Below are 20646 nucleotides of genomic sequence, written 5' to 3' on the forward strand. Positions count from 1 at the left end.
CGTCAGAATCCATTGGAGTTAGGGCAAATGCAGAACCAGAAGATTCGCATTCGGTTGAAGGCCTTCGACCATCGCCTGATCGACCAGTCCGCCGCGGAGATCGTAGAAACCGCCAAGCGTACCGGCGCCCAGGTCCGTGGTCCGATTCCTCTGCCGACCAATCGCGAGCGTTATACCGTGCTGATCTCTCCGCACGTCAACAAGGACGCGCGCGACCAGTACGAGATTCGTACCCACAAGCGGGTGCTCGATATCGTCGAGCCCACCGAAAAGACCGTTGATGCCCTGATGAAGCTCGACCTCGCCGCCGGCGTGGACGTGCAGATCAAGCTCGACTGACACCACACTAGACACTCGCGGCCCAGCGCCTGGTCTGCCCACTGAAAGGCAGCGCCTCGCAGCAGCCGCCACGCCGGGATGGCGTCATACAACGTGCTAGTGGAATGCTCTGGAAAGGGCAGCCATAGCGGGTGACAGCCCCGTACACTAAAGGAGACTGAGAATGACTATCGGTTTAGTCGGTAGGAAGGCCGGTATGACCCGCGTCTTCACCGAGGATGGCGCATCCGTGCCCGTGACCGTGATCGAGGTTGAGCCCAACCGCGTGACGCGCGTGAAGTCCGTCGAGACCGACGGCTACGCCGCGGTTCAGGTGACAACCGGCTCCCGCAAGGCCAAGCATCTGTCGAAAGCCCAGGCCGGGCAATTCGCCAAGGCAGGTGTCGAGGCCGGTCGTTCGCTGATGGAGTTCCGCCTTCCCGAAGGCTTTGATGCTCCGGAAGTGGGCGGCGAACTCACCGTATCCCTCTTCGAAGCTGGTCAGATGATCGACGTGACCGGCACCTCCAAAGGCAAGGGTTTCCAGGGCGCCGTCAAGCGCTGGAACTTCCGCACCCAGGACAACACCCACGGTAACTCCCTGTCGCATCGCGCGCCGGGTTCCATCGGTATGTGCCAGACGCCGGGCCGCGTGTTCAAGGGCAAGAAGATGGCCGGCCAGATGGGCAATGTTCGCTGCACCGTGCAGAGCCTGGAAGTCGTCCGTGTCGACGCCGAACGCAACCTGCTGCTGATCAAGGGTGCCGTACCCGGTGCTACCGGCAGTGATGTCATCGTGCGCAGCGCCGTCAAAGCAGGCTGAAGGGGAACTTACCGATGAATCTGAATCTTGCAGGTGCAGGCGCCGGTACTGTCGAAGTATCCGATGCCACCTTTGGCAAAGAATTCAACGAGGCCCTCGTGCACCAGGTCGTCACCGCCTATCTGGCCGGTGGTCGCCAGGGTACGCGTGCCCAGAAGAACCGTTCCGACGTGCGCGGCGGCGGCAAGAAGCCGTGGCGCCAGAAGGGCACCGGTCGTGCCCGCGCCGGTACCATCCGCTCGCCGATCTGGCGCAGCGGCGGCGTGACCTTCGCGGCTCGTCCGCAGGACCATTCCCAGAAGGTCAACCGCAAGATGTACCGTGCGGCCATGCGCTCGATCCTCTCCGAGCTGGTTCGCCAGGAGCGCCTGGTGGCCGTCGATGGCTTCGCCGTCGAGGCCCCCAAGACCAAGCAGCTGGTTGCCAAGCTCGAGGAGCTGGGCCTGGAGAAGGTACTGATCGTCACCGAGGAAGTCGACGAGAACCTGTACCTCGCCGCCCGCAACATTCCCAACGTGGATGTGGTGGACGTCGCCGCCGCTGACCCGGTGAGCCTGGTCGCCTTCGACAAGGTGCTGGTCACCGTCTCCGCCCTGCGTAAATTCGAGGAGAAGCTGGCATGAACCAGGAGCGTGTATTCAAGGTTCTGCTTGGTCCGCACGTGACCGAGAAGGCCGCCATGGCCGCCGAGCGCAACCAGTACGTGTTCAAGGTGGCAAGCGACGCGACCAAGCCCGAGATCAAGGCTGCCGTACAGGAGCTGTTCGGCAAGAAGGTCGACCGTGTTCAGGTGCTGAACATGAAGGGCAAGACCAAGCGCACCGCGCAGGGTCTGGGTCACCGCAAGGGTTATCGCAAGGCGTACGTGACACTGGCCGCCGGCGAGACGCTTGAAGACTTCTCTGGCGCCGAATAAGGGCAGGAGTACGGATCATGGCAATCGTCAAGACTAAACCCACATCCGCCGGTCGTCGCCACGTCGTCAAGATCGTTGGTGAGGAGCTGTACAAGGGCCGCGCCTACGCGCCGCTGCTCGAGAAACAGTCCAAGTCCGGTGGCCGTAACAACTACGGTCGCATCACCACCCGCCACGTGGGCGGTGGTCACCGTCATCACTACCGGATCATCGACTTCAAGCGCACCAAGGATGGCATCCCGGCCGTCGTCGAGCGCCTGGAGCATGACCCGAACCGCAGCGCACACATTGCCCTGCTCAAGTACCTCGACGGCGAGCGTCGCTACATCATCGCGCCCAAGGGCGTGAGCGCCGGCGACCGTCTCGAGTCCGGTGTCAACGCGCCCATCAAGAAGGGCAACGCGTTGCCGCTGCGCAATATCCCGCTGGGTTCCACCGTGCACTGCATCGAGCTCAAGCCTGGCAAGGGCGCCCAGCTTGCACGCAGCGCCGGTACCAGTGCCCAGCTGGTCGCCCGTGAAGGCAACTATGCCACCCTGCGTCTGCGCTCCGGCGAGATGCGCAAGGTGCTGGCCGAGTGCCGCGCGACCCTGGGGGAAGTGAGCAACTCCGAGCACAGCCTGCGTCAGCTTGGCAAGGCCGGTGCGAAGCGCTGGAGAGGGGTGCGCCCGACCGTTCGCGGCGTGGCCATGAACCCGGTGGATCACCCGCACGGCGGCGGCGAAGGCCGCAGCAGCGGCGGACGTCACCCGGTGTCTCCGTGGGGCATCCCCACCAAGGGCCACAAGACCCGCAAGAACAAGCGCACCGACAAGCTGATCATCCGTCGCCGCAAGGCCCGGAAATAAGATCCAACGCCAAGACATCAAGAGGTAACGGCTGTGCCACGTTCACTGAAGAAAGGTCCCTTTATTGACCTTCATCTGCTGAAGAAGGTTGAGACTGCAGTGGAGAAGAGCGATCGCAAACCGATCAAGACCTGGTCGCGTCGCTCGATGATCCTGCCCAACATGGTCGGGCTCACCATTGCAGTCCATAACGGTCGCCAACACGTCCCGGTGCACGTCTCCGAGGAAATGGTTGGCCACAAGCTGGGCGAATTCGCTGCTACCCGCCTCTACCGCGGTCATGTGGCGGACAAGAAAGCCAAACGGTAAGCCAGAGAGGATTGAGAGATGGAAGTCACAGCAAAGCTGCGTGGCGCTCGTTTATCCGCCCAGAAGGCCCGTTTGGTGGCTGACCAGGTGCGCGGTAAACCTGTCGCCGAGGCGCTCGACCTGCTGACCTTCTCCCCGAAGAAGGCCGCGAAGCTGGTCAAGAAGGTGCTGCAGTCCGCCATCGCGAATGCGGAAGAAAACGACGGCATGGATATCGACGAGCTGCGTGTCTCGACCATCTGCGTCGATGAGGGCATGACGCTCAAGCGCATCCGTCCGCGCGCCAAGGGCCGTGCGGATCGCATCCTGAAGCGCACTTGCCACATCACCGTCAAGGTAGCCGAGAAGTAGGAGTCGACCAGATGGGTCAGAAAGTCAATCCAACAGGCATTCGCCTGGGTATCGTCAAGGACCATACCTCGGTGTGGTATGCCGAGCGCGGCGCCTATGCCGACAAGCTGAACAGCGACCTCGAAGTGCGTCGCTTCCTGGAAGAGCGCCTGAAGAATGCGTCCGTGAGCCGCATCACCATCGAGCGCCCGGCCAACAACGCCCGCATCACCATTCACACTGCCCGTCCGGGCATCGTGATCGGCAAGAAGGGCGAGGACGTCGACCGCCTGCGTCGCGACGTCACCGCGATGATGGGCGTGCCCGTGCACGTCAACATCGAGGAAGTCCGCAAGCCGGAACTCGATGCCAAGCTCGTCGCGCAGAACATCGCCGGCCAGCTCGAGCGTCGCGTGATGTTCCGTCGCGCCATGAAGCGGTCCGTGCAGAACGCCATGCGCCTGGGCGCCGGCGGTATCAAGGTGATGCTGTCCGGTCGCCTCGGCGGCGCGGAAATCGCCCGTACCGAATGGTACCGGGAAGGTCGCGTCCCGCTGCATACCCTGCGCGCGGACATCGACTACGCCACCTACGAGGCCAAGACCACCTACGGCATCATCGGAGTCAAGGTCTGGGTCTTCAAGGGTGAAATCCTCGGGGGCATCGAGGAGGTCCGCGCCAAGGCGAAACAGCCGCAGGCCGCGCCCTCCAAGAAGAAAGGTTCCAGGTAAGGGGAGAGCGAGTCGATGTTACAACCCAAGCGTATGAAGTTCCGCAAGATGCAGAAGGGCCGCAACCGTGGCCTGGCGCATCGCGGAAGCAAGGTAAGCTTCGGCGAGTATGGCCTCAAGGCCACTGGCCGGGGCCGTGTCACCGCCCGTCAGATCGAGGCCGGTCGTCGTGCCATCACCCGTCACGTCAAGCGTGGCGGCAAGATCTGGATCCGTGTCTTCCCGGACAAGCCGATTTCCAAGAAGCCGCTGGAAGTCCGCATGGGTAAGGGGAAGGGCTCCGTCGAGTACTGGGTCGCGCAGATCCAGCCGGGTCGGGTCCTGTACGAGATCGAAGGCGTTTCCGAGGAGCTGGCTCGCGAGGCATTCGCCCTGGCTGCCCAGAAGTTCCCGGTCTCCACCACCTTTGTGAAACGGACGGTGATGTGATGAAAGCCCAGGAAATTCGTGAGAAGTCAGCCGAGCAGCTCCAGGAGCAGCTCTTCGAGCTCCTCCGCGAGCAGTTCAACCTGCGCATGCAGAAGGCCACCGGTCAGCTGAGCCAGACTCATCTGCTCAAGCAGGTTCGTCGGGACATTGCCCGCGTGAAGACTGTGCTCAACGAGAAGGCAGGTGACTGAGATGGCTGAAGAGAAGAAAGCCCGTACGCTCACCGGCAAGGTGGTGAGCGACAAGATGGACAAGTCCATCGTTGTGATGATCGAGCGTCGTGAGCGCCACCCGATCTACGGCAAATACGTCAAGCGCTCCACCAAGCTGCACGCCCACGACGAGTCGAACCAGGCCAAGGCCGGCGATACGGTGTCCATCCAGGAATGCCGTCCGCTGTCGAAGAACAAGGCCTGGACCCTGATCGAAGTCGTCGAACAGGCCAAGGGTTGATCGGCTCAGGCCGGTCAATCCAGTGCAGTCAGATTAGGTTTGGAGAAAACCGATGATTCAGACTCAGACAATGCTGGATGTCGCCGACAACAGCGGAGCGCGCCGGGTGCAGTGCATCAAGGTGCTGGGCGGTTCTCACCGTCGCTACGCCCGCATCGGTGACATCATCAAGGTCACGGTGAAGGAAGCCATTCCGCGTGGCAAGGTCAAGAAGGGCCAGGTCCTCAAGGCGGTGGTGGTTCGCACCCGTAGTGGCGTCCGTCGTAACGACGGGTCGCTGATCCGCTTCGATGGAAATGCGGCTGTGCTGTTGAACAACACCAACGATCAGCCGATCGGCACCCGTATCTTCGGGCCGGTGACGCGTGAGCTTCGCAACGAGAAGTTCATGAAGATCATTTCCTTGGCGCCTGAAGTGCTGTAAGGAGCGAGGCGGATATGCAAAAGATCAAACGTGACGATGAAGTGATCGTCATCGCCGGCAAGGACAAGGGCAAGCGCGGCACCGTCAAGCGGGTTCTCGAAAACCGCTTCGTGGTGTCCGGTGTGAACATGATCAAGCGTCACACCAAGCCCAACCCGATGGCGGGCAACCAGGGCGGTATCGTCGAGCGCGAGGCACCGATTCACGCGTCCAACGTGGCCATCTTCAACCAGGAGACCGGCAAGGCGGATCGCGTCGGCTTCCAGGTTCAGGAAGACGGTACCAAGGTACGTATCTACAAGTCGACGCAGTCGCAGATCGACGCCTAACGCGAGTCGGATAGCAAAATGGCGAACTTGAAAGAACGTTATCAGAACGAGGTGGTGGCTCAACTCCAAGAGCAGTTCAGCTACGCCAACGTGATGCAGGTACCGCGGGTCACCAAGGTGACCCTGAACATGGGTATCGGCGAAGCGACCAGCGACAAGAAGCTGATCGACAACGCCATCGGCGACCTGGAGAAGCTCTCCGGTCAGAAGCCGCTGGTGACCAAGGCACGCAAGTCCATCGCGGGCTTCAAGGTGCGTGAAGGCTGGCCGATCGGGATCAAGGTGACCCTGCGCTCCGAGCGCATGTGGGACTTCCTCGATCGCCTGGTGAATATCGCGATCCCCCGCGTTCGTGACTTCCGTGGTCTCAACCCGAAGTCCTTCGACGGTCGTGGCAACTACTCCATGGGGGTGCGTGAGCAGATCATCTTCCCGGAGATCGAGTATGATAAGATCGACCGGATCCGTGGTCTGGATGTCACCATCACCACCACCGCCAAAACCGATGAAGAAGGTCGCGCGCTACTCGGCGCGTTGAACTTCCCGTTCAAGAAATAAGGGTGGGATCATGGCAAAGAAAAGCATGGTAGAGCGCGAGCTCAAGCGCACCAAGCTGGTGGCGAAGTATGCCGCCAAGCGCGCCGAGCTCAAGGCGATCATCCAGGACGTCAACGCTTCTGACGAAGAGCGCTTCGACGCGCAGCTCAAGCTGCAGCAGTTGCCGCGCGACTCCAGCCCGGTGCGTCAGCGCAACCGCTGCCGCATCACGGGTCGTCCGCACGGCTACTACAACAAGTTCGGCCTCGGCCGCAACAAGCTGCGTGAAGCCGCCATGCGTGGCGACGTGCCCGGGCTCAAGAAGTCCAGCTGGTAACGCCACGTAGAATCATCAGGAGCGCAACGTAAATGAGCATGCAAGACACTCTGGCGGATATGTTCACCCGTATCCGCAATGCGCAGATGGCCACCAAGGAGACGGTTTCCATGCCGTCCTCCAAGCTCAAGGTCGAGGTGGCCCGCGTGCTGAAGGAAGAGGGCTACATCAGCGACTTCGCCGTCAGCGAGACCGCCAAGCCCGAGCTGACCGTGACCCTCAAGTACTTCGAGGGCAAGCCGGTCATCGAGCACCTGCAGCGGGTTTCCAAGCCGTCCCTGCGCCAGTACAAGGGCAAGGACGCGCTGCCGAAGGTCGCCGAAGGTCTGGGCATCGCCATCGTCACCACCTCCAACGGGGTGATGACCGATCGTGCGGCGCGTCAGGCGGGTGTCGGTGGTGAAGTCATCTGCACCGTATTCTAGGAGTTTGGAATGTCCCGCGTAGCCAAATATCCGGTCAAATTGCCCGCAGGCGTCGAGGTCAAGCTCGACGGTGACCAGCTGTCCGTCAAGGGCAGCCAGGGCACCCTGTCCCAGACCGTTCACCCCGATGTGGTGATCGGCCAGGAAGAGGGGCAGCTGACCTTCCAGCCGAGCGAGTCCGCGAAGAGCTGGGCAATGGTCGGTACCACCCGTGCCCTGGTCCAGAACCTGGTCACCGGTGTCAGCGAGGGCTTCACCAAGAGCCTCGAAATCATCGGCGTCGGTTATCGTGCCCAGGCCAAGGGCCAGACGCTCAATCTTACACTGGGCTTCTCGCACCCGGTCGACTACACGCTGCCTGAAGGTGTCACGGCGGAAACGCCCAAGAACACCGTCATCGTGCTGAAAAGCGCGGACAAGCAGAAGCTCGGCCAGTGTGCTGCGGAAATCCGCGCCTTCCGTCCGCCCGAGCCCTACAAGGGCAAGGGTGTCCGGTACGCCGACGAGCAGGTGCGTCGCAAAGAAGCCAAGAAGAAGTAAGGCAGGGTTATGAACGCGAAGAAAGAATCTCGTCTCCGTCGTGCCCGCCGTGCTCGCGCCAAGATCCGCGAGCTGGGCGTGTATCGCCTGTGCGTCAACCGTACCCCCCGCCACATCTACGCGCAGATCATCTCGCCGGATGGTGGCAAGGTCCTCGCCAGCGCTTCCACGCTGGACAAGGCCCTGCGCGAGGGTGCGACCGGCAATGCCGACGCCGCCGCCAAGGTGGGCGCACTGATTGCCGAACGCGCCAAGCAGGCTGGCATCACCCAGGTGGCCTTCGATCGTGCCGGCTTCAAGTACCACGGTCGTGTGAAGGCCCTGGCCGACGCCGCTCGTGAAGGCGGCCTGGAATTCTAAAGGGTTTTACGATGGCGAAGAACGAACAGCAAAGCGGCGATCTGCAGGAAAAGCTCGTGCAGATCAACCGTGTCGCCAAGGTGGTCAAGGGTGGCCGAATCTTCGGTTTCACCGCCTTGACCGTCGTGGGTGACGGTAACGGTCGTGTGGGTTTCGGTCGCGGCAAGGCGCGTGAAGTGCCGGTGGCGATCCAGAAGGCCATGGACCAGGCGCGTCGCAACATGGTCAAGGTGAACCTCACCGGTGGCACCCTGCAGTACCCCGTCAAGGCCCGTCACGGCGCCTCCAAGGTGTACATGCAGCCCGCCTCCGAGGGTACCGGGATCATCGCCGGCGGTGCCATGCGCTCCGTGCTCGAACTGGCCGGCGTGCATAACGTCCTGGCCAAGTGCTACGGCTCCACCAACCCGGTGAACGTGGTGCGGGCGACCGTCAACGGTCTGGCCTCCCTGCAGTCGCCGGAAGACGTGGCCGCCAAGCGCGGTCTGCCTGTCGAAGCGATCACGGGGTAAGCACCATGTCAGCAACGATCAAGGTTACCCAGACCCGCAGCACCATCGGCGTACTGGCCAAGCACAAGGCCACCATGAAGGGCCTCGGCCTGCGTCGCATCGGTCACACGGTTGAACTGGAAGACACCCCTGCCGTCCGCGGCATGATCCACAAGGTCAACTACCTTGTGCGTGTTGAGGGAGAGTAATCCATGAAACTCAATAGCCTGAGCCCGGCACCGGGCTCCAAGCACGCCGAGAAGCGCGTCGGCCGTGGCATCGGCTCCGGTCTGGGCAAGACCGGCGGCCGTGGCCACAAGGGCCTCAAGTCGCGCAGCGGCGGCAGCGTGAAGCCCGGTTTCGAGGGCGGTCAGATGCCGCTGCAGCGGCGCCTGCCCAAGTTCGGCTTCACCTCCGCGAAGTCGCTGGTTTCCGAGGAAGTCCGCCTGGGCGAACTGGCCCGGGTCGCGGGTGACGAAGTCACCCTGGAGACTCTCAAGGAAGCCAACGTGCTGAAGGACGCCACCAAGCATGCCAAGGTGATCCTGTCCGGCGAACTGAACAAGGCGGTCACGGTCCGCGGCATCAAGGTCACCAACGGTGCCCGTGCCGCGATCGAAGCCGCCGGCGGCAAGGTAGAGGACTAAATGGCCAAGTCAGGAAACATGCCGGCGATGGGCAGCGGTCTGGGTGAACTCTGGGCGCGTCTGCGCTTCGTGCTCCTCGCCATCGTGGTCTACCGTATCGGTGCCCACATCCCCGTTCCCGGTATCAATCCTGACCAGCTTGCTGCCTTGTTCAGGGAGCAGCAGGGCACCATCCTGGGCATGTTCAACATGTTCTCGGGTGGCGCCCTGGAGCGCATGAGCATCATGGCGCTGGGCATCATGCCCTACATCTCGGCGTCGATCATCATGCAGCTGATGACCGCGGTCTCGCCCCATCTTGAACAGCTCAAGAAGGAGGGTGAGGCCGGCCGCCGCAAGATCAGCCAGTACACGCGCTACGGCACCGTGCTGCTGGCCCTGGTCCAGGCCACCGGCATGTCGGTGGGTCTGGCCAGCCAGGGGATCGCCTACACGGCCGACTTCAGCTTCTACTTCACCGCCATCGTGACCTTCGTCACCGGGGCGGTGTTCCTGATGTGGCTGGGCGAGCAGATCACCGAGAAGGGCATCGGCAACGGCATCTCGCTGCTGATCTTCGCGGGTATCGTCGCCGGCCTGCCGGGCGCCGTGGGGCAGGCCTTCGAGCTGGCCCGCAACGAGGGGGCCTGGAATGTCCTGCCGCTGCTGGCCCTGACCGTGCTGGGTGTGGCCACCGTGGCCTTCGTGGTGTTCATCGAGCGCGGCCAGCGCCGCCTTACGGTGAACTACCCGCGTCGCCAGGTGGGCAACAAGATGTATGCCGGCCAGAGCAGCTACCTGCCGCTCAAGGTCAACATGGCGGGCGTGATTCCGGCGATCTTCGCGTCGAGCATCCTGCTGTTCCCGGCCTCGCTGGGACAGTGGGTCGGTGCCGGCGAGGGCATGGAATGGCTGCAGCGTGCGTCCCAGGCCCTGGGCCCGGGTCAGCCGCTCTACATCTTGCTTTTCGGCGCGGCGGTGGTATTCTTCTGCTTCTTTTACACAGCGCTGGTCTTCAACCCCAAGGATGTCGCTGACAACCTCAAGAAGTCAGGGGCCTTCCTGCCGGGCATTCGCCCTGGCGAGCAGACCGCTCGCTACATCGACAAGGTCATGACCCGTCTGACCCTGTTCGGTGCCCTCTACATCACTGCGGTTTCCCTGATGCCCCAGTTCCTGATCGTGGCCTGGAACGTGCCGTTCTTCTTCGGCGGTACCTCGCTGCTGATCGTGGTAGTGGTCATCATGGACTTCATGGCCCAGGTGCAGTCGCACCTCATGTCGCACCAGTACGAGTCGGTGATGAAGAAGTCCAACCTGAAAGGCTACGGTAGCGGCGGCATCATGCGCTGAGGCGCGCCGCTGGCGATTTGGTGCGCCGCGAGCTGAACCGTTGGCCCGCGTCGCGAGCCAACTATGGAGATAGAACGATGAAAGTTCGAGCTTCCGTGAAGAAAATGTGCCGCAACTGCAAGATCATTCGTCGCAATGGCGCCGTGCGCGTCATCTGCATCGAGCCGCGGCACAAGCAGCGCCAGGGTTGATCCCGACGCTGCACTGAACCGGGTGCTGGCATGCCCCTTGTCCTCGAGCGAGGAAAGGGGTATGCTGTTGCGCCTTTTGTAGATGATTAATCGAGCAAGCCGCTCAAATTTCGGAGTAAGCTGATGGCCCGTATTGCAGGCGTCAATATCCCGGACAACAAGCATGCGGCGATCTCGCTGACCTATATCTTCGGGATTGGCCGTACGCGCGCTCAGGACATCTGTGCCGCGACCGGCATCGCGCCGACCACCAAGATCCAGGAGCTGTCCAGTGAAGATCTGGATACCCTGCGGTCCGAAGTCGGCAAGTACACCGTGGAAGGTGACCTGCGTCGTGATGTCACGCTTAACATCAAGCGTCTCATGGACCTGGGTTGCTATCGTGGTCTGCGTCATCGTCGTGGTCTTCCGCTGCGTGGTCAGCGTACCAAGACCAATGCGCGTACCCGCAAGGGCCCGCGCAAGCCGATCCGCAAATAACACGCACGTTCTGGCGTAAAGACAGGAATAGACATCAACATGGCTAACCCGCGTAGCAACCGTAAAAAGGTTAAAAAGCAGGTAGTGGATGCCATCGCGCATATCCACGCCTCTTTTAACAACACGATCATTACGATCACAGACCGCCAGGGCAACGCCCTTTCCTGGGCGACTGCCGGTGGTTCGGGTTTTCGTGGTTCTCGCAAGAGCACCCCGTTCGCTGCTCAAGTGGCAAGCGAGCGTGCAGCGACTGCTGCAGCCGAGTATGGTGTGAAAAACGTCGACGTGCTGGTCAAGGGCCCCGGTCCTGGCCGTGAATCCGCCGTGCGCGCGCTCAATGCCGCCGGCTTCCGCGTGCAGAGCATCACCGACGCGACGCCCATTCCCCACAATGGCTGCCGTCCGCCGAAGAAACGCCGCGTTTAAGGAGACAGATTCATGGCTCGTTACATTGGACCGAAGTGCAAACTGTCTCGTCGTGAGGGGACCGACCTCTTCCTCAAGAGCGGTGTCACTCCCTTCGAGAAGAAGTGCAAATCCGAGCAGATCCCGGGTGTGCACGGCCAGCGCCGTCAGCGTCTTTCCGACTACGGCTTGCAGCTTCGCGAGAAGCAGAAAGTACGTCGCATGTACGGCGTACTCGAGAAGCAGTTCCGCAACTACTACAAGGAAGCGGCCCGCCTGAAGGGCGCGACCGGCGAGTTGTTGCTGCAGCTTCTCGAATCCCGACTGGACAACGTCGTCTACCGCATGGGCTTCGGCTCCACGCGTTCCGAGGCACGTCAGCTGGTCAGCCACAAGGCGATCGCCGTCAACGGCAAGACCGTCAACGTGGCCTCCTACCAGGTCAAGCCTGGTGACGTGGTCTCCGTGCGCGAGAAGGCGAAGAACCAGGCGCGCATCCAGACTTCCCTGGCCATCGCCGCCAACCGCGGCGACGTGGTCTGGGTCGAGACCGATGCCAAGAAGATGGAAGGCACTTTCAAGGCCCTGCCCGAACGCGGTGACCTGTCTGCCGACATCAACGAAAACCTGATCGTCGAGCTGTACTCCAAGTAAGCGGCGCCCGCGTCGTGCCGCTCCCCGCCCGCGGGGAGCGGTTTGAGAGTACCGACAATCCGTTTGGCAGCCTGAAAGGTGTTCATATGCAGCGTTCAGTGACAGAGTTTCTCCGTCCTCGCGACATCAAGGTCGAAGAGATCAGCGCACACCACGCAAAGATCGTGCTCGAACCCTTCGAGCGGGGCTTCGGCCACACGCTGGGGAATGCCCTGCGTCGCATCCTGCTCTCGTCCATGCCCGGCTGTGCCGTGGTGGAGGCCGAGATCGCCGGTGTCGAACACGAGTACAGCGCGATCGAGGGCGTCCAGGAAGATGTCATCGAAATCCTCCTGAACCTCAAGGACGTGGCGCTCCGGATGCACAGCCGCGACGAGGCAGTGCTCTCGCTGAACAAGCAGGGGCCGGCCGTCGTGACTGCAGGGGACATCGCTCTCGACCATGACGTCGAGATCGTCAACCCCGAGCATGTCATCGCCCACGTCAACGAGGGTTCCGAGCTGAAGATGCAGCTCAAGGTCGCTCGCGGCCGCGGCTATGAGCCGGCGGACGTGCGTGGCGATGCCGACGACGAGTCGCGCGCCATCGGTCGCCTGCAGCTGGATGCTACCTTCAGCCCCGTGCGCCGGGTTTCCTACAGCGTCGAGGCCGCGCGTGTCGAACAGCGCACCGACCTCGACAAGCTGATCATCAACCTGGAAACCGACGGCACCCTGGATCCGGAAGAGGCGATCCGTCGCAGCGCGACCATCCTGCAGGAGCAGCTGGCCGCCTTCGTCGACCTGGAAGCCGACAAGGAGCAGGAAGTGGTGGAGGAAGAGGATCACATCGATCCGATCCTGCTGCGCCCCGTAGACGATCTCGAGTTGACCGTTCGCAGCGCCAACTGCCTGAAGGCCGAGAACATCTACTACATCGGGGATCTGATCCAGCGCACCGAGGTGGAGCTGCTGAAGACCCCCAATCTCGGCAAGAAGTCCCTGAATGAGATCAAGGACGTGTTGGCCGCCCGCGGGCTTTCCCTGGGCATGCGGCTGGAGAACTGGCCGCCGGCAAGCCTGAAGGACGACAAGGCCTCCGCGTGAGCCTCGACTCGAGTCCCAGTTTGGTAAGGAATCACAACCATGCGTCATCGTAAGAGTGGTCGTCACCTGAATCGCACCAGCTCGCACCGCCAGGCCATGTTCAAGAACATGTCCGTCTCGCTGGTCGAGCACGAAGTGATCAAGACAACCCTGCCCAAGGCCAAGGAGCTGCGTCGCGTCATCGAGCCGCTGATCACCCTGGCCAAGCAGGACAGCGTCGCCAATCGTCGTCTGGCCTTCAGCCGCACTCGCTCGAAGGAAGCGGTCGGCAAGCTCTTCAACGAGCTGGGGCCGCGTTACGCCGAGCGTCCGGGCGGTTACGTCCGTATCCTCAAGTGCGGCTACCGCACCGGCGACAACGCCCCCATGGCCTTCGTCGAACTGGTCGACCGTCCGGTCGTCGAGGAAGCCGCCGCCGAGGAGTGATCCTCGACCGGCCTTCCGCCAGTGGCACGCCAAACCGGCTCCCCAAGGGGAGCCGGTTTTTTCTTTGAGTGGCAAGTGGCAAGGCTGGCCTTCGGCCAGAGCAAGTGGCAAGGAATCCCTGGTGAGTCTGGATGGCGGGAGCATGCTGCCTTGCTCCTTGCTCCTTGCTCCTTGCTCCTTGCTCCTTGCTCCTTGCTCCTTGCTCCTTGCTCCTTGCTCCTTGCTCCTTGCCGCTATGCAGTGGTCTCCGGCTCCGCCTTGCTGGCCTTGGCGCGCTCCAGCAGCGGCTTGAGGAAGCGGCCGGTGTGCGACGCTTCCATGCGTGCGACCTGCTCGGGCGTGCCCTCGGCGATGATGCGCCCGCCGCCGGAGCCGCCCTCGGGGCCGAGGTCGATCAGCCAGTCGGCGGTCTTGATCACGTCCAGGTTGTGCTCGATCACCACGATGGTGTTGCCGTGGTCGCGCAGCCGGTGCAGCACCGTGAGCAGCTGGCGGATGTCCTCGAAGTGCAGGCCGGTGGTGGGCTCGTCGAGGATGTAGAGGGTCTTGCCGGTATCGCGCTTGGCCAGCTCCCGGGCCAGCTTGACCCGCTGGGCCTCGCCGCCGGAGAGCGTGGTGGCGCTCTGCCCCAGGCGGATGTAGGAGAGCCCCACGTCGAGCAGGGTCTGCAGCCGCCGGGCGATGGCCGGCACCGGCGAGAAGAAGGCCAGGGCCTCCTCCACTGTCATCTCCAGGACCTCGTGGATGCTCTTGCCCTTGTAGGCGATCTCCAGGGTCTCGCGGTTGTAGCGCTTGCCCTTGCAGACGTCGCAGGGCACGTAGATGTCCGGCAGGAAGTGCATCTCCACCTTGATCATGCCCTCGCCCTGGCACGCCTCGCAGCGCCCGCCCTTGACGTTGAAGGAGAAGCGGCCCGGCTTGTAGCCCCGCGAGCGCGCCTCCTGGGTGCCGGCGAACAGCTCGCGGATGGGCGTGAAGATGCCGGTGTAGGTGGCCGGGTTTGAGCGCGGGGTGCGGCCGATGGGGCTCTGGTCGATGTCGATCACCTTGTCGAGGTGATCGAGGCCCTCGATGCGGTCATGGGCCTCCGGCGTCAGGCTGGTGGCGCGGTTGAGCTCCCGGGCGGCGATGGGCATCAGGGTGGCGTTGATCAGCGTCGACTTGCCGGAACCGGAGACGCCGGTGATGCACACGAACAGGCCCAGCGGCAGCTCGAGGGTGACGTCCTGGAGGTTGTTGCCCCGGGCGCCGGTCAGGCGCACCACCTTCTCCGGGTTGCCGGGAATGCGCCAGGGCGGGACCTCGATGCGCCGGGTGCCGGCGAGGTACTGGCCGGTGAGCGACTCCGGCGTGGCGATGATCTCCTGCGGGGTGCCCTGGGCGACGATGCGGCCGCCATGCACGCCGGCGCCGGGGCCGATGTCGAGCACGTGGTCGGCGGCGCGGATGGCGTCCTCGTCGTGCTCGACCACGATCACGGTGTTGCCCAGGTCGCGCAGGCGCTCCAGGGTCTGCAGCAGGCGATCGTTGTCGCGCTGGTGCAGGCCGATGGAGGGCTCGTCGAGGATGTACATCACCCCCACCAGGCCGGCGCCGATCTGGCTGGCCAGGCGGATGCGCTGGGCCTCGCCGCCGGAGAGGGTCTCGGCGCTGCGCTCCAGGTTCAGGTAGTCGAGCCCCACGTTGACCAGGAACTCCAGGCGGGCGTGGATCTCGTTGACGATCTTGACGGCGATCTCGCCCTTGCGTCCCGGCAGGCTGAGTTCGCCGAAGTAGCTCAGCGCCTCGCCGATGGGCAGGTGGACCAGCTGCGGCAGGGTGCGGTCGTCGATGTAGACGTGGCGCGACTCCTTGCGCAGCCGCGAGCCGTGGCAGGTGGGACAGGGCTGGACGGCGATGTGGCGCGCCAGGTCCTCGCGCACCATGCTGGACTCGGTCTCGCGATAGCGACGCTGCATGTTGGGCAGCACGCCCTCGAAGGGGTGCTCGCGGGTCACCTTGCGGCCGCGGTCGTTGACGTAGCTGAAGGCGATGTCGTCGCTGCCGCTGCCGTACAGGATGATCTCGCGCTCGTGCCGCGCCAGGTCCTGCCAGGGGGTCTCCAGGGTGAAGCGGTAGTGGTCGGCCACGGCCTGCAGCTGGTTGAAGTAGTAGACGCTGCGCCGGTCCCAGCCCTTGATCACCCCCTCGGCCAGCGACAGCTCGGGGTGGCTGATCAGCTTGTCGGGGTCGAAGAACTGCTGCACGCCCAGGCCGTCGCAGGTGGGGCAGGCGCCGGCCGGGTTGTTGAAGGAGAACATGCGCGGCTCGAGCTCGGCGATGGAGTAGCCGCACACCGGACAGGCGAAGCGCGCCGAGAAGGCGATCTCCTCGTGCTCTCCGTCCATGAAGTGGACCGTCGCCACGCCGTCGGCCAGGTTGAGGGCCGTCTCGAAGGACTCCGCCAGGCGCTGCTGCAGGCCGTCGCGCACCTTGAGGCGGTCGACCACCACGCTGATGTCGTGCTTTTTGTTCTTGTCGAGCGGGGCGATGTCGTCGAGCTCCAGCACCTGGCCGTCGACCATGGCGCGCACGAAGCCCTGGGCGCGCAGCTCGGCGAGCAGCTGCAGGTGCTCGCCCTTGCGTCCCTTGACCACCGGGGCCAGCAGCATGAGCTTGCTGCCCTCGGGCAGGGTCAGCACCTGGTCGACCATCTGCGAGACCGTCTGGGCCTCCAGGTCCTCGCCGTGTTCCGGGCAGCGCGGGGTGCCGGCGCGGGCGAACAGCAGGCGCAGGTAGTCGTAGATCTCGGTGATGGTGCCCACGGTGGAGCGCGGGTTGTGGGAGGTGGACTTCTGCTCGATGGAGATCGCCGGGGAGAGCCCCTCGATATGGTCGACGTCGGGCTTTTCCATCATCGACAGGAACTGGCGCGCGTAGGTGGAGAGCGATTCCACGTAGCGGCGCTGGCCCTCGGCGTAGAGGGTGTCGAAGGCCAGCGACGACTTGCCCGAGCCGGAGAGCCCGGTGACCACGATCAGCCTGTCGCGGGGCAGTTCGACGTCGATGTTCTTCAGGTTGTGGGTGCGGGCACCCCTGACCAGAATTGTGTCCATTCCCACCTCGCCGGACGCGGCAAAAGCTCGATTATACGGGGCGGGCCGCACCGGCGGCAAAGCGCGGGCCGCCATCGGCTTTCCCTGCAGGGTGGCGAGCCGCTAGAATATGCGGTCCACCTCCGGGCCCAGGGTCCGTCCACGGAAGCTCGAACCGCCATGCGAAAGGTCTCAGGACTGCTGTTAGCCACCGAGCGTCGCGCCATCACCGGGCTTGCGGGGCTCTATGCCACGCGCATGCTGGGCCTGTTCATGGTGCTGCCGGTGCTGGCCCTGTATGCCGACGACCTGAGGGGGGCGACGCCGCTGCTGGTCGGCCTGGCGCTGGGAATCTACGGCCTCACCCAGGCGGTGCTGCAGATCCCCTTCGGCCTGCTCTCCGACCGCCTGGGGCGCAAGTCGGTGATCGCCGCGGGGCTCGTGCTGTTCCTGCTCGGCAGTGTGGTGGCCGCCGGCGCCGACTCCATCGGCGGGGTGATCCTGGGGCGCTGCCTGCAGGGCAGCGGGGCGGTGGCCGCGGCGATCATGGCGCTGCTCGCCGACCAGACCCGGGAGCAGGTACGCACCGCCGCCATGGCCACCATCGGGCTCTCCATCGGCGTGGCCTTCGCCGTGGCCATGGTGCTCGGTCCCTGGCTCGCCGCCGGCTTCGGCCTGGCCGGGGTCTTCTGGTTCACCGCGGTCCTGGCGGCCCTGGGGCTGGCGGTGCTGTGGAAGCTGGTGCCGCCGGCGCCGCGTCGGGTGCGCCACCGGGACGTGGGCATGGACCGCGGCCAGCTGCGCGGCATCCTCGCGCGCGGCGACCTGTGGCGGATGGACATCTCGATCTTCGCCCTGCACCTGGTGCTGATGGCGATCTTCGTCGCCGTGCCCTTCCGGCTGGTCGAGGCGGGTATCGCCGTCGAGCGCCATGGCCTCACCTACCTGGGCATCATGCTGCTGGCCTTCGTGGCCATGGTGCCGCTGGTGATCATCGCCGAGAAGCGGCGGCGCATGAAGGCCATGTGCCTGTCGGCGATCACCGCCATCACCCTGAGCCTGTTCGGGCTGGCCGGCCTGGGCGACGGCTTCCCGGCGCTCTTCGGCTGGCTGCTGCTGTTCTTCATCGCCTTCAACCTGCTCGAGGCCACCCTGCCGTCGATGCTGAGCAAGCTGGCCCCGGCCGGGGCCAAGGGCACCGCCATGGGCATCTATTCCACCAGCCAGTTCCTGGGGGCCTTCCTGGGCGGGGTGCTGGGGGGCGCCCTGGTCCAGCAGTGGGGGCTCTCCGCGGTCTTCGTCGGCTGCGGCCTGGTGGGCCTGGCCTGGCTGGCGGTGATGGCCGGCATGGCGCCTCCCCGCCACCTCACCAGCGAGGTGGTGGCGCTGGACGACAATGATCAGGAAGATGCCCTGGACACCCTGATGGCGCGATTCGCCGAGGTGGCCGGGGTCGAGGACGTGCTGGTCGTCCCCGAGGAGCGCCTGGCCTATCTCAAGGTGGACCGCCAGCGCCTCGACGAGCAGGCCCTGGCACGCCTCACCGGTTCCGGGAATCACCACAGCGGCGCCTGAGCCGCGTATGATCCTTACAACGCATTCATGACAGCAAGGAGTCCCTCATGGCCCGTGGCATCAACAAGGTCATCCTCATCGGCAATCTGGGCCAGGATCCCGAGGTGCGCTTCACGCCCTCCGGTACTGCCGTTGCCAACCTCAACCTGGCCACCACCGATACCTGGATGGACAAGCAGAGCGGCCAGCGCCAGGAACGCACCGAGTGGCACCGGATCGTGCTGTTCAACAAGACCGCCGAGATCGCCCAGCAGTACCTCAAGAAGGGCAGCAAGGTCTATATCGAGGGCCGCCTGCAGACCCGCAAGTGGCAGGACCAGAACGGCCAGGACAAGTACACCACCGAGATCGTCGCCAACGACATGCAGATGCTCGACTCCCGCGGCGGCGACTTCGGTGGCCAGCAGGGGGGGCAGTACGGCGGCCAGCCCCAGCAGGGCGGCAACTTCGGCGGTCCGGCGCCCCAGCAGGGCGGCTACGGCAACGCCCCGCCGCAGGGCGGCAACGTCGGTGGCGGCCAGCCCCAGCGCCCTGCCCCGCAGCCGGCCCCTCCGCAGCAGGGTGGCGGGCAGCAGCAGGGCGGCAACTATGGTGCCCCGGATCCGGGCAGCTTCGACGATTTCGATGACGAGATCCCGTTCTAAGCAGGGGCCAGCCGAGGAGGTGCCGTGAAGCTGCTGATCCTGGAGGCCGGGCACTGCCTGAGCCTGGCGCTGGCGCGCGAGGCCAACCGGCGCAGCGACACCGAGCTGACCATCGAGCCCGGCCTGGCGCCCAGCCCCCGGTTGCTCGAGGAGCTGAGCCCGGATGCGCTGGTGATCCCGCCGCTGTCGCGGCCGATCACCGCCGAGCCGGCGACCGTCACGGCCCATGCCGAGGCGGTCGAGGCCTGCATGGAGGCGTGTCGCGAGGCGGGCATCCCGCTGGTGTGGTGTGTTTCCGACCAGCTCTACGAGGACGGCCTCGAGGTCCCCATCGACGAGCACGTGATCCCCGAGCCCCGCGACGACAGCCTGAGGCGGCTGATCCGCACCGGCGACCGGATCCGGGCCGAGTACCCCCGGCACCTGATCGTGCGCCTGGGGCCGCTGTTCGCCCTGGAGGGCAGCCAGGCCTGGCTCAGCGAGCTGCTCGACACCCTGATGGATGGCGGCGAGGTGCGCGCCGAATCCGACGTGATCTTCTGCCCGACCTCGGCGGATGCCGTGGCCATGGCGCTGATCGGCATGCTCCAGCAGCAGTACTGCGGGGCCGAGGCCTGGGGCAGCTACCACCTGGCCGGCACCGAGCCGGTGAGTGCCTACACCTTCGTCTCCATGGTACGCACCCAGCTCGCCACGCGGCTCGAGGGACGTGGTGAGCGGGTCGCCCTGGGCAGCGTCAAGGCGCTGAACCACCACCACGACCAGCCGCTGCGTCGCGTGCTCAACTGCCGGCGGGTGCTGGACGTGTTCGGCGTCCACCAGAAGCCCTGGCGCCTCGAGGTCGGGCGCATGCTGGATACCTGGTGCCTGGCCAGGGATGACGGCGAGGCGACAGAGGAGTCGATGCCCCGATGAACGTGATCCGCAGCCTGGTCTTCTATGCCGGCTACTTCCTGGCCATGCTGGTCTGCGGCGTGCTCTTCCTGCCGCCGGCGCCCTTCCTGCCGCTGCGCTCCCGCTATCGCCTGCTCAACCTCTACAACCACTTCATCATCGCCTGGTTCCGCCTGGTCTGCGGGGTGCGCTACGACTTCCGTGGCCATGAGCGCCTGCCCGAGGGGCCCTGCGTCATCCTCGCCAACCACCAGTCCGAGTGGGAGACCGTCTACCTGCAGCTGCTGCATCCGCCGGTCTGCACGGTGCTCAAGCGGGAGCTGCTGAACATCCCGATCTTCGGCTGGGGGCTGCGCCTGTTGCATCCCATCGCCCTGGACCGCAGCAAGCCGGCGCGGGCCATGAAGCAGGTGCTCACCCAGGGCAAGACCCGGCTCGACGAGGGGCTCTCGGTGCTGATCTTCCCCGAGGGGACCCGGGTGGCGCCGGGCAGCCGTCGCCGCTACAACAAGAGCGGTGCGGTGATCGCCTGCCGCGCCGGGGTGCCGGTGGTGCCGGTGGCGCACAATGCCGGGGAGCGCTGGCCGGGGCGCCACTGGGTCAAGCGCCCGGGGCGCCTGTCGCTGGAGGTGGGCGAGC

Annotated in this window: 33 protein-coding genes; 32 read left to right on the forward strand and 1 reads right to left on the reverse strand. The window is 64.5% G+C overall.

Annotation, left to right across the window (positions count from 1 at the left end; genetic code table 11):
• Positions 1-27 precede the first annotated feature (27 nt).
• The 28 genes from rpsJ to rplQ all read left to right on the forward strand — a co-directional run bounded on the left by rpsJ (position 28) and on the right by rplQ (position 13820).
• Positions 28-339, forward strand: coding sequence for a 30S ribosomal protein S10 (rpsJ, locus tag SCI24_RS09585; RefSeq protein ID WP_021819602.1), 312 nt, complete (start codon positions 28-30; stop codon positions 337-339).
• 163 nt (positions 340-502) lie between these two features.
• Positions 503-1141, forward strand: a complete 639-nt coding sequence (rplC, locus tag SCI24_RS09590; RefSeq protein WP_318725172.1) for a 50S ribosomal protein L3 — start codon at positions 503-505, stop codon at positions 1139-1141.
• A gap of 14 nt (positions 1142-1155) precedes the next feature.
• Positions 1156-1764, forward strand: coding sequence for a 50S ribosomal protein L4 (gene rplD / locus SCI24_RS09595; RefSeq protein ID WP_106232376.1), 609 nt, complete (start codon positions 1156-1158; stop codon positions 1762-1764).
• Complete coding sequence (rplW, locus tag SCI24_RS09600) at positions 1761-2057, forward strand: 50S ribosomal protein L23 (RefSeq protein ID WP_089714412.1); 297 nt, start codon at positions 1761-1763, stop codon at positions 2055-2057. The genes rplD and rplW overlap by 4 nt, the downstream gene beginning before the upstream one ends.
• A 17-nt stretch (positions 2058-2074) precedes the next feature.
• Positions 2075-2905: a 50S ribosomal protein L2 gene (gene rplB, locus SCI24_RS09605; RefSeq protein ID WP_318725173.1), complete on the forward strand. Its 831-nt coding sequence runs from the start codon at positions 2075-2077 to the stop codon at positions 2903-2905.
• A gap of 33 nt (positions 2906-2938) precedes the next feature.
• Positions 2939-3214: a 30S ribosomal protein S19 gene (gene rpsS / locus SCI24_RS09610; RefSeq protein WP_089714455.1), complete on the forward strand. Its 276-nt coding sequence runs from the start codon at positions 2939-2941 to the stop codon at positions 3212-3214.
• A gap of 18 nt (positions 3215-3232) precedes the next feature.
• Positions 3233-3565, forward strand: a complete 333-nt coding sequence (gene rplV, locus SCI24_RS09615; RefSeq protein WP_040183132.1) for a 50S ribosomal protein L22 — start codon at positions 3233-3235, stop codon at positions 3563-3565.
• A gap of 11 nt (positions 3566-3576) precedes the next feature.
• Positions 3577-4275 carry a 30S ribosomal protein S3 gene (rpsC, locus tag SCI24_RS09620; RefSeq protein ID WP_089714404.1) on the forward strand — a complete coding sequence of 233 codons (699 nt, stop codon included), beginning with the start codon at positions 3577-3579 and terminating at the stop codon, positions 4273-4275.
• A 15-nt stretch (positions 4276-4290) separates the two neighbouring features.
• Entirely contained in the window at positions 4291-4704 is a 414-nt protein-coding gene (gene rplP, locus SCI24_RS09625; protein ID WP_021819610.1) for a 50S ribosomal protein L16, read from the forward strand.
• Positions 4704-4895: a 50S ribosomal protein L29 gene (rpmC, locus tag SCI24_RS09630; protein ID WP_040183129.1), complete on the forward strand. Its 192-nt coding sequence runs from the start codon at positions 4704-4706 to the stop codon at positions 4893-4895. The genes rplP and rpmC overlap by 1 nt, the downstream gene beginning before the upstream one ends.
• 1 nt (position 4896) lies before the next feature.
• Positions 4897-5157 carry a 30S ribosomal protein S17 gene (rpsQ, locus tag SCI24_RS09635; RefSeq protein ID WP_106232379.1) on the forward strand — a complete coding sequence of 87 codons (261 nt, stop codon included), beginning with the start codon at positions 4897-4899 and terminating at the stop codon, positions 5155-5157.
• A 52-nt stretch (positions 5158-5209) separates the two neighbouring features.
• Entirely contained in the window at positions 5210-5581 is a 372-nt protein-coding gene (gene rplN, locus SCI24_RS09640) for a 50S ribosomal protein L14 (RefSeq protein ID WP_106232380.1), read from the forward strand.
• A 14-nt stretch (positions 5582-5595) separates the two neighbouring features.
• Positions 5596-5910, forward strand: a complete 315-nt coding sequence (rplX, locus tag SCI24_RS09645) for a 50S ribosomal protein L24 (protein WP_040183125.1) — start codon at positions 5596-5598, stop codon at positions 5908-5910.
• A gap of 18 nt (positions 5911-5928) precedes the next feature.
• Positions 5929-6468 carry a 50S ribosomal protein L5 gene (gene rplE, locus SCI24_RS09650; protein WP_106232381.1) on the forward strand — a complete coding sequence of 180 codons (540 nt, stop codon included), beginning with the start codon at positions 5929-5931 and terminating at the stop codon, positions 6466-6468.
• Positions 6469-6478: 10 nt separating this feature from the next.
• The gene (rpsN, locus tag SCI24_RS09655; RefSeq protein ID WP_282734485.1) at positions 6479-6784 is read left to right on the forward strand and encodes a 30S ribosomal protein S14; all 306 of its coding nucleotides are present in this window, start codon (positions 6479-6481) and stop codon (positions 6782-6784) included.
• A gap of 32 nt (positions 6785-6816) precedes the next feature.
• Positions 6817-7209, forward strand: a complete 393-nt coding sequence (rpsH, locus tag SCI24_RS09660; RefSeq protein WP_133636908.1) for a 30S ribosomal protein S8 — start codon at positions 6817-6819, stop codon at positions 7207-7209.
• Between the two features lie 9 nt (positions 7210-7218).
• Positions 7219-7749 carry a 50S ribosomal protein L6 gene (gene rplF / locus SCI24_RS09665; protein ID WP_278032023.1) on the forward strand — a complete coding sequence of 177 codons (531 nt, stop codon included), beginning with the start codon at positions 7219-7221 and terminating at the stop codon, positions 7747-7749.
• A gap of 9 nt (positions 7750-7758) precedes the next feature.
• The gene (gene rplR, locus SCI24_RS09670; RefSeq protein WP_102626746.1) at positions 7759-8109 is read left to right on the forward strand and encodes a 50S ribosomal protein L18; all 351 of its coding nucleotides are present in this window, start codon (positions 7759-7761) and stop codon (positions 8107-8109) included.
• 11 nt (positions 8110-8120) lie between these two features.
• Positions 8121-8621 carry a 30S ribosomal protein S5 gene (gene rpsE / locus SCI24_RS09675; protein WP_133636904.1) on the forward strand — a complete coding sequence of 167 codons (501 nt, stop codon included), beginning with the start codon at positions 8121-8123 and terminating at the stop codon, positions 8619-8621.
• Positions 8622-8626: 5 nt separating this feature from the next.
• Positions 8627-8809: a 50S ribosomal protein L30 gene (rpmD, locus tag SCI24_RS09680; protein WP_013331010.1), complete on the forward strand. Its 183-nt coding sequence runs from the start codon at positions 8627-8629 to the stop codon at positions 8807-8809.
• Between the two features lie 3 nt (positions 8810-8812).
• The gene (rplO, locus tag SCI24_RS09685; RefSeq protein WP_318725174.1) at positions 8813-9247 is read left to right on the forward strand and encodes a 50S ribosomal protein L15; all 435 of its coding nucleotides are present in this window, start codon (positions 8813-8815) and stop codon (positions 9245-9247) included.
• Positions 9248-10579: a preprotein translocase subunit SecY gene (secY, locus tag SCI24_RS09690; protein ID WP_318725175.1), complete on the forward strand. Its 1332-nt coding sequence runs from the start codon at positions 9248-9250 to the stop codon at positions 10577-10579.
• Positions 10580-10656: 77 nt separating this feature from the next.
• A complete protein-coding gene (gene rpmJ / locus SCI24_RS09695; RefSeq protein WP_009099023.1) occupies positions 10657-10770 on the forward strand; it encodes a 50S ribosomal protein L36 in 114 nt (37 codons plus the stop codon).
• A 123-nt stretch (positions 10771-10893) separates the two neighbouring features.
• Positions 10894-11250 (forward strand): 30S ribosomal protein S13, encoded by a 357-nt coding sequence (gene rpsM, locus SCI24_RS09700; protein WP_282734482.1) that lies wholly within the window; start codon positions 10894-10896, stop codon positions 11248-11250.
• 39 nt (positions 11251-11289) lie between these two features.
• A complete protein-coding gene (rpsK, locus tag SCI24_RS09705; protein WP_040183105.1) occupies positions 11290-11676 on the forward strand; it encodes a 30S ribosomal protein S11 in 387 nt (128 codons plus the stop codon).
• Positions 11677-11688: 12 nt separating this feature from the next.
• Positions 11689-12309 (forward strand): 30S ribosomal protein S4, encoded by a 621-nt coding sequence (gene rpsD, locus SCI24_RS09710; RefSeq protein WP_108447061.1) that lies wholly within the window; start codon positions 11689-11691, stop codon positions 12307-12309.
• An 86-nt stretch (positions 12310-12395) separates the two neighbouring features.
• Positions 12396-13394, forward strand: coding sequence for a DNA-directed RNA polymerase subunit alpha (locus SCI24_RS09715; protein WP_106232388.1), 999 nt, complete (start codon positions 12396-12398; stop codon positions 13392-13394).
• A gap of 39 nt (positions 13395-13433) precedes the next feature.
• Entirely contained in the window at positions 13434-13820 is a 387-nt protein-coding gene (gene rplQ / locus SCI24_RS09720) for a 50S ribosomal protein L17 (protein ID WP_282734481.1), read from the forward strand.
• Positions 13821-14053: 233 nt separating this feature from the next.
• Here the strand turns inward: rplQ and uvrA are convergent, their stop codons facing one another.
• Positions 14054-16915 carry an excinuclease ABC subunit UvrA gene (gene uvrA / locus SCI24_RS09725; protein ID WP_318725176.1) on the reverse strand — a complete coding sequence of 954 codons (2862 nt, stop codon included), beginning with the start codon at positions 16913-16915 and terminating at the stop codon, positions 14054-14056.
• A 159-nt stretch (positions 16916-17074) separates the two neighbouring features.
• Here uvrA and SCI24_RS09730 point away from each other — a divergent pair, with 159 nt between their 5' ends.
• The 4 genes from SCI24_RS09730 to SCI24_RS09745 all read left to right on the forward strand — a co-directional run.
• Positions 17075-18469, forward strand: a complete 1395-nt coding sequence (locus tag SCI24_RS09730; RefSeq protein ID WP_318725177.1) for an MFS transporter — start codon at positions 17075-17077, stop codon at positions 18467-18469.
• A gap of 47 nt (positions 18470-18516) precedes the next feature.
• Positions 18517-19113, forward strand: a complete 597-nt coding sequence (gene ssb / locus SCI24_RS09735) for a single-stranded DNA-binding protein (protein ID WP_318725178.1) — start codon at positions 18517-18519, stop codon at positions 19111-19113.
• A 24-nt stretch (positions 19114-19137) separates the two neighbouring features.
• Entirely contained in the window at positions 19138-20028 is an 891-nt protein-coding gene (locus SCI24_RS09740; RefSeq protein WP_318725179.1) for a sugar nucleotide-binding protein, read from the forward strand.
• On the forward strand, positions 20025-20646 hold a 622-nt coding region (locus SCI24_RS09745), incomplete at its 3' end, for a lysophospholipid acyltransferase family protein (RefSeq protein ID WP_318725180.1). The genes SCI24_RS09740 and SCI24_RS09745, both read left to right, overlap by 4 nt.

Origin of the sequence: Halomonas sp., assembly GCF_033549285.1 — a bacterium.
Classification (GTDB): domain Bacteria; phylum Pseudomonadota; class Gammaproteobacteria; order Pseudomonadales; family Halomonadaceae; genus Halomonas.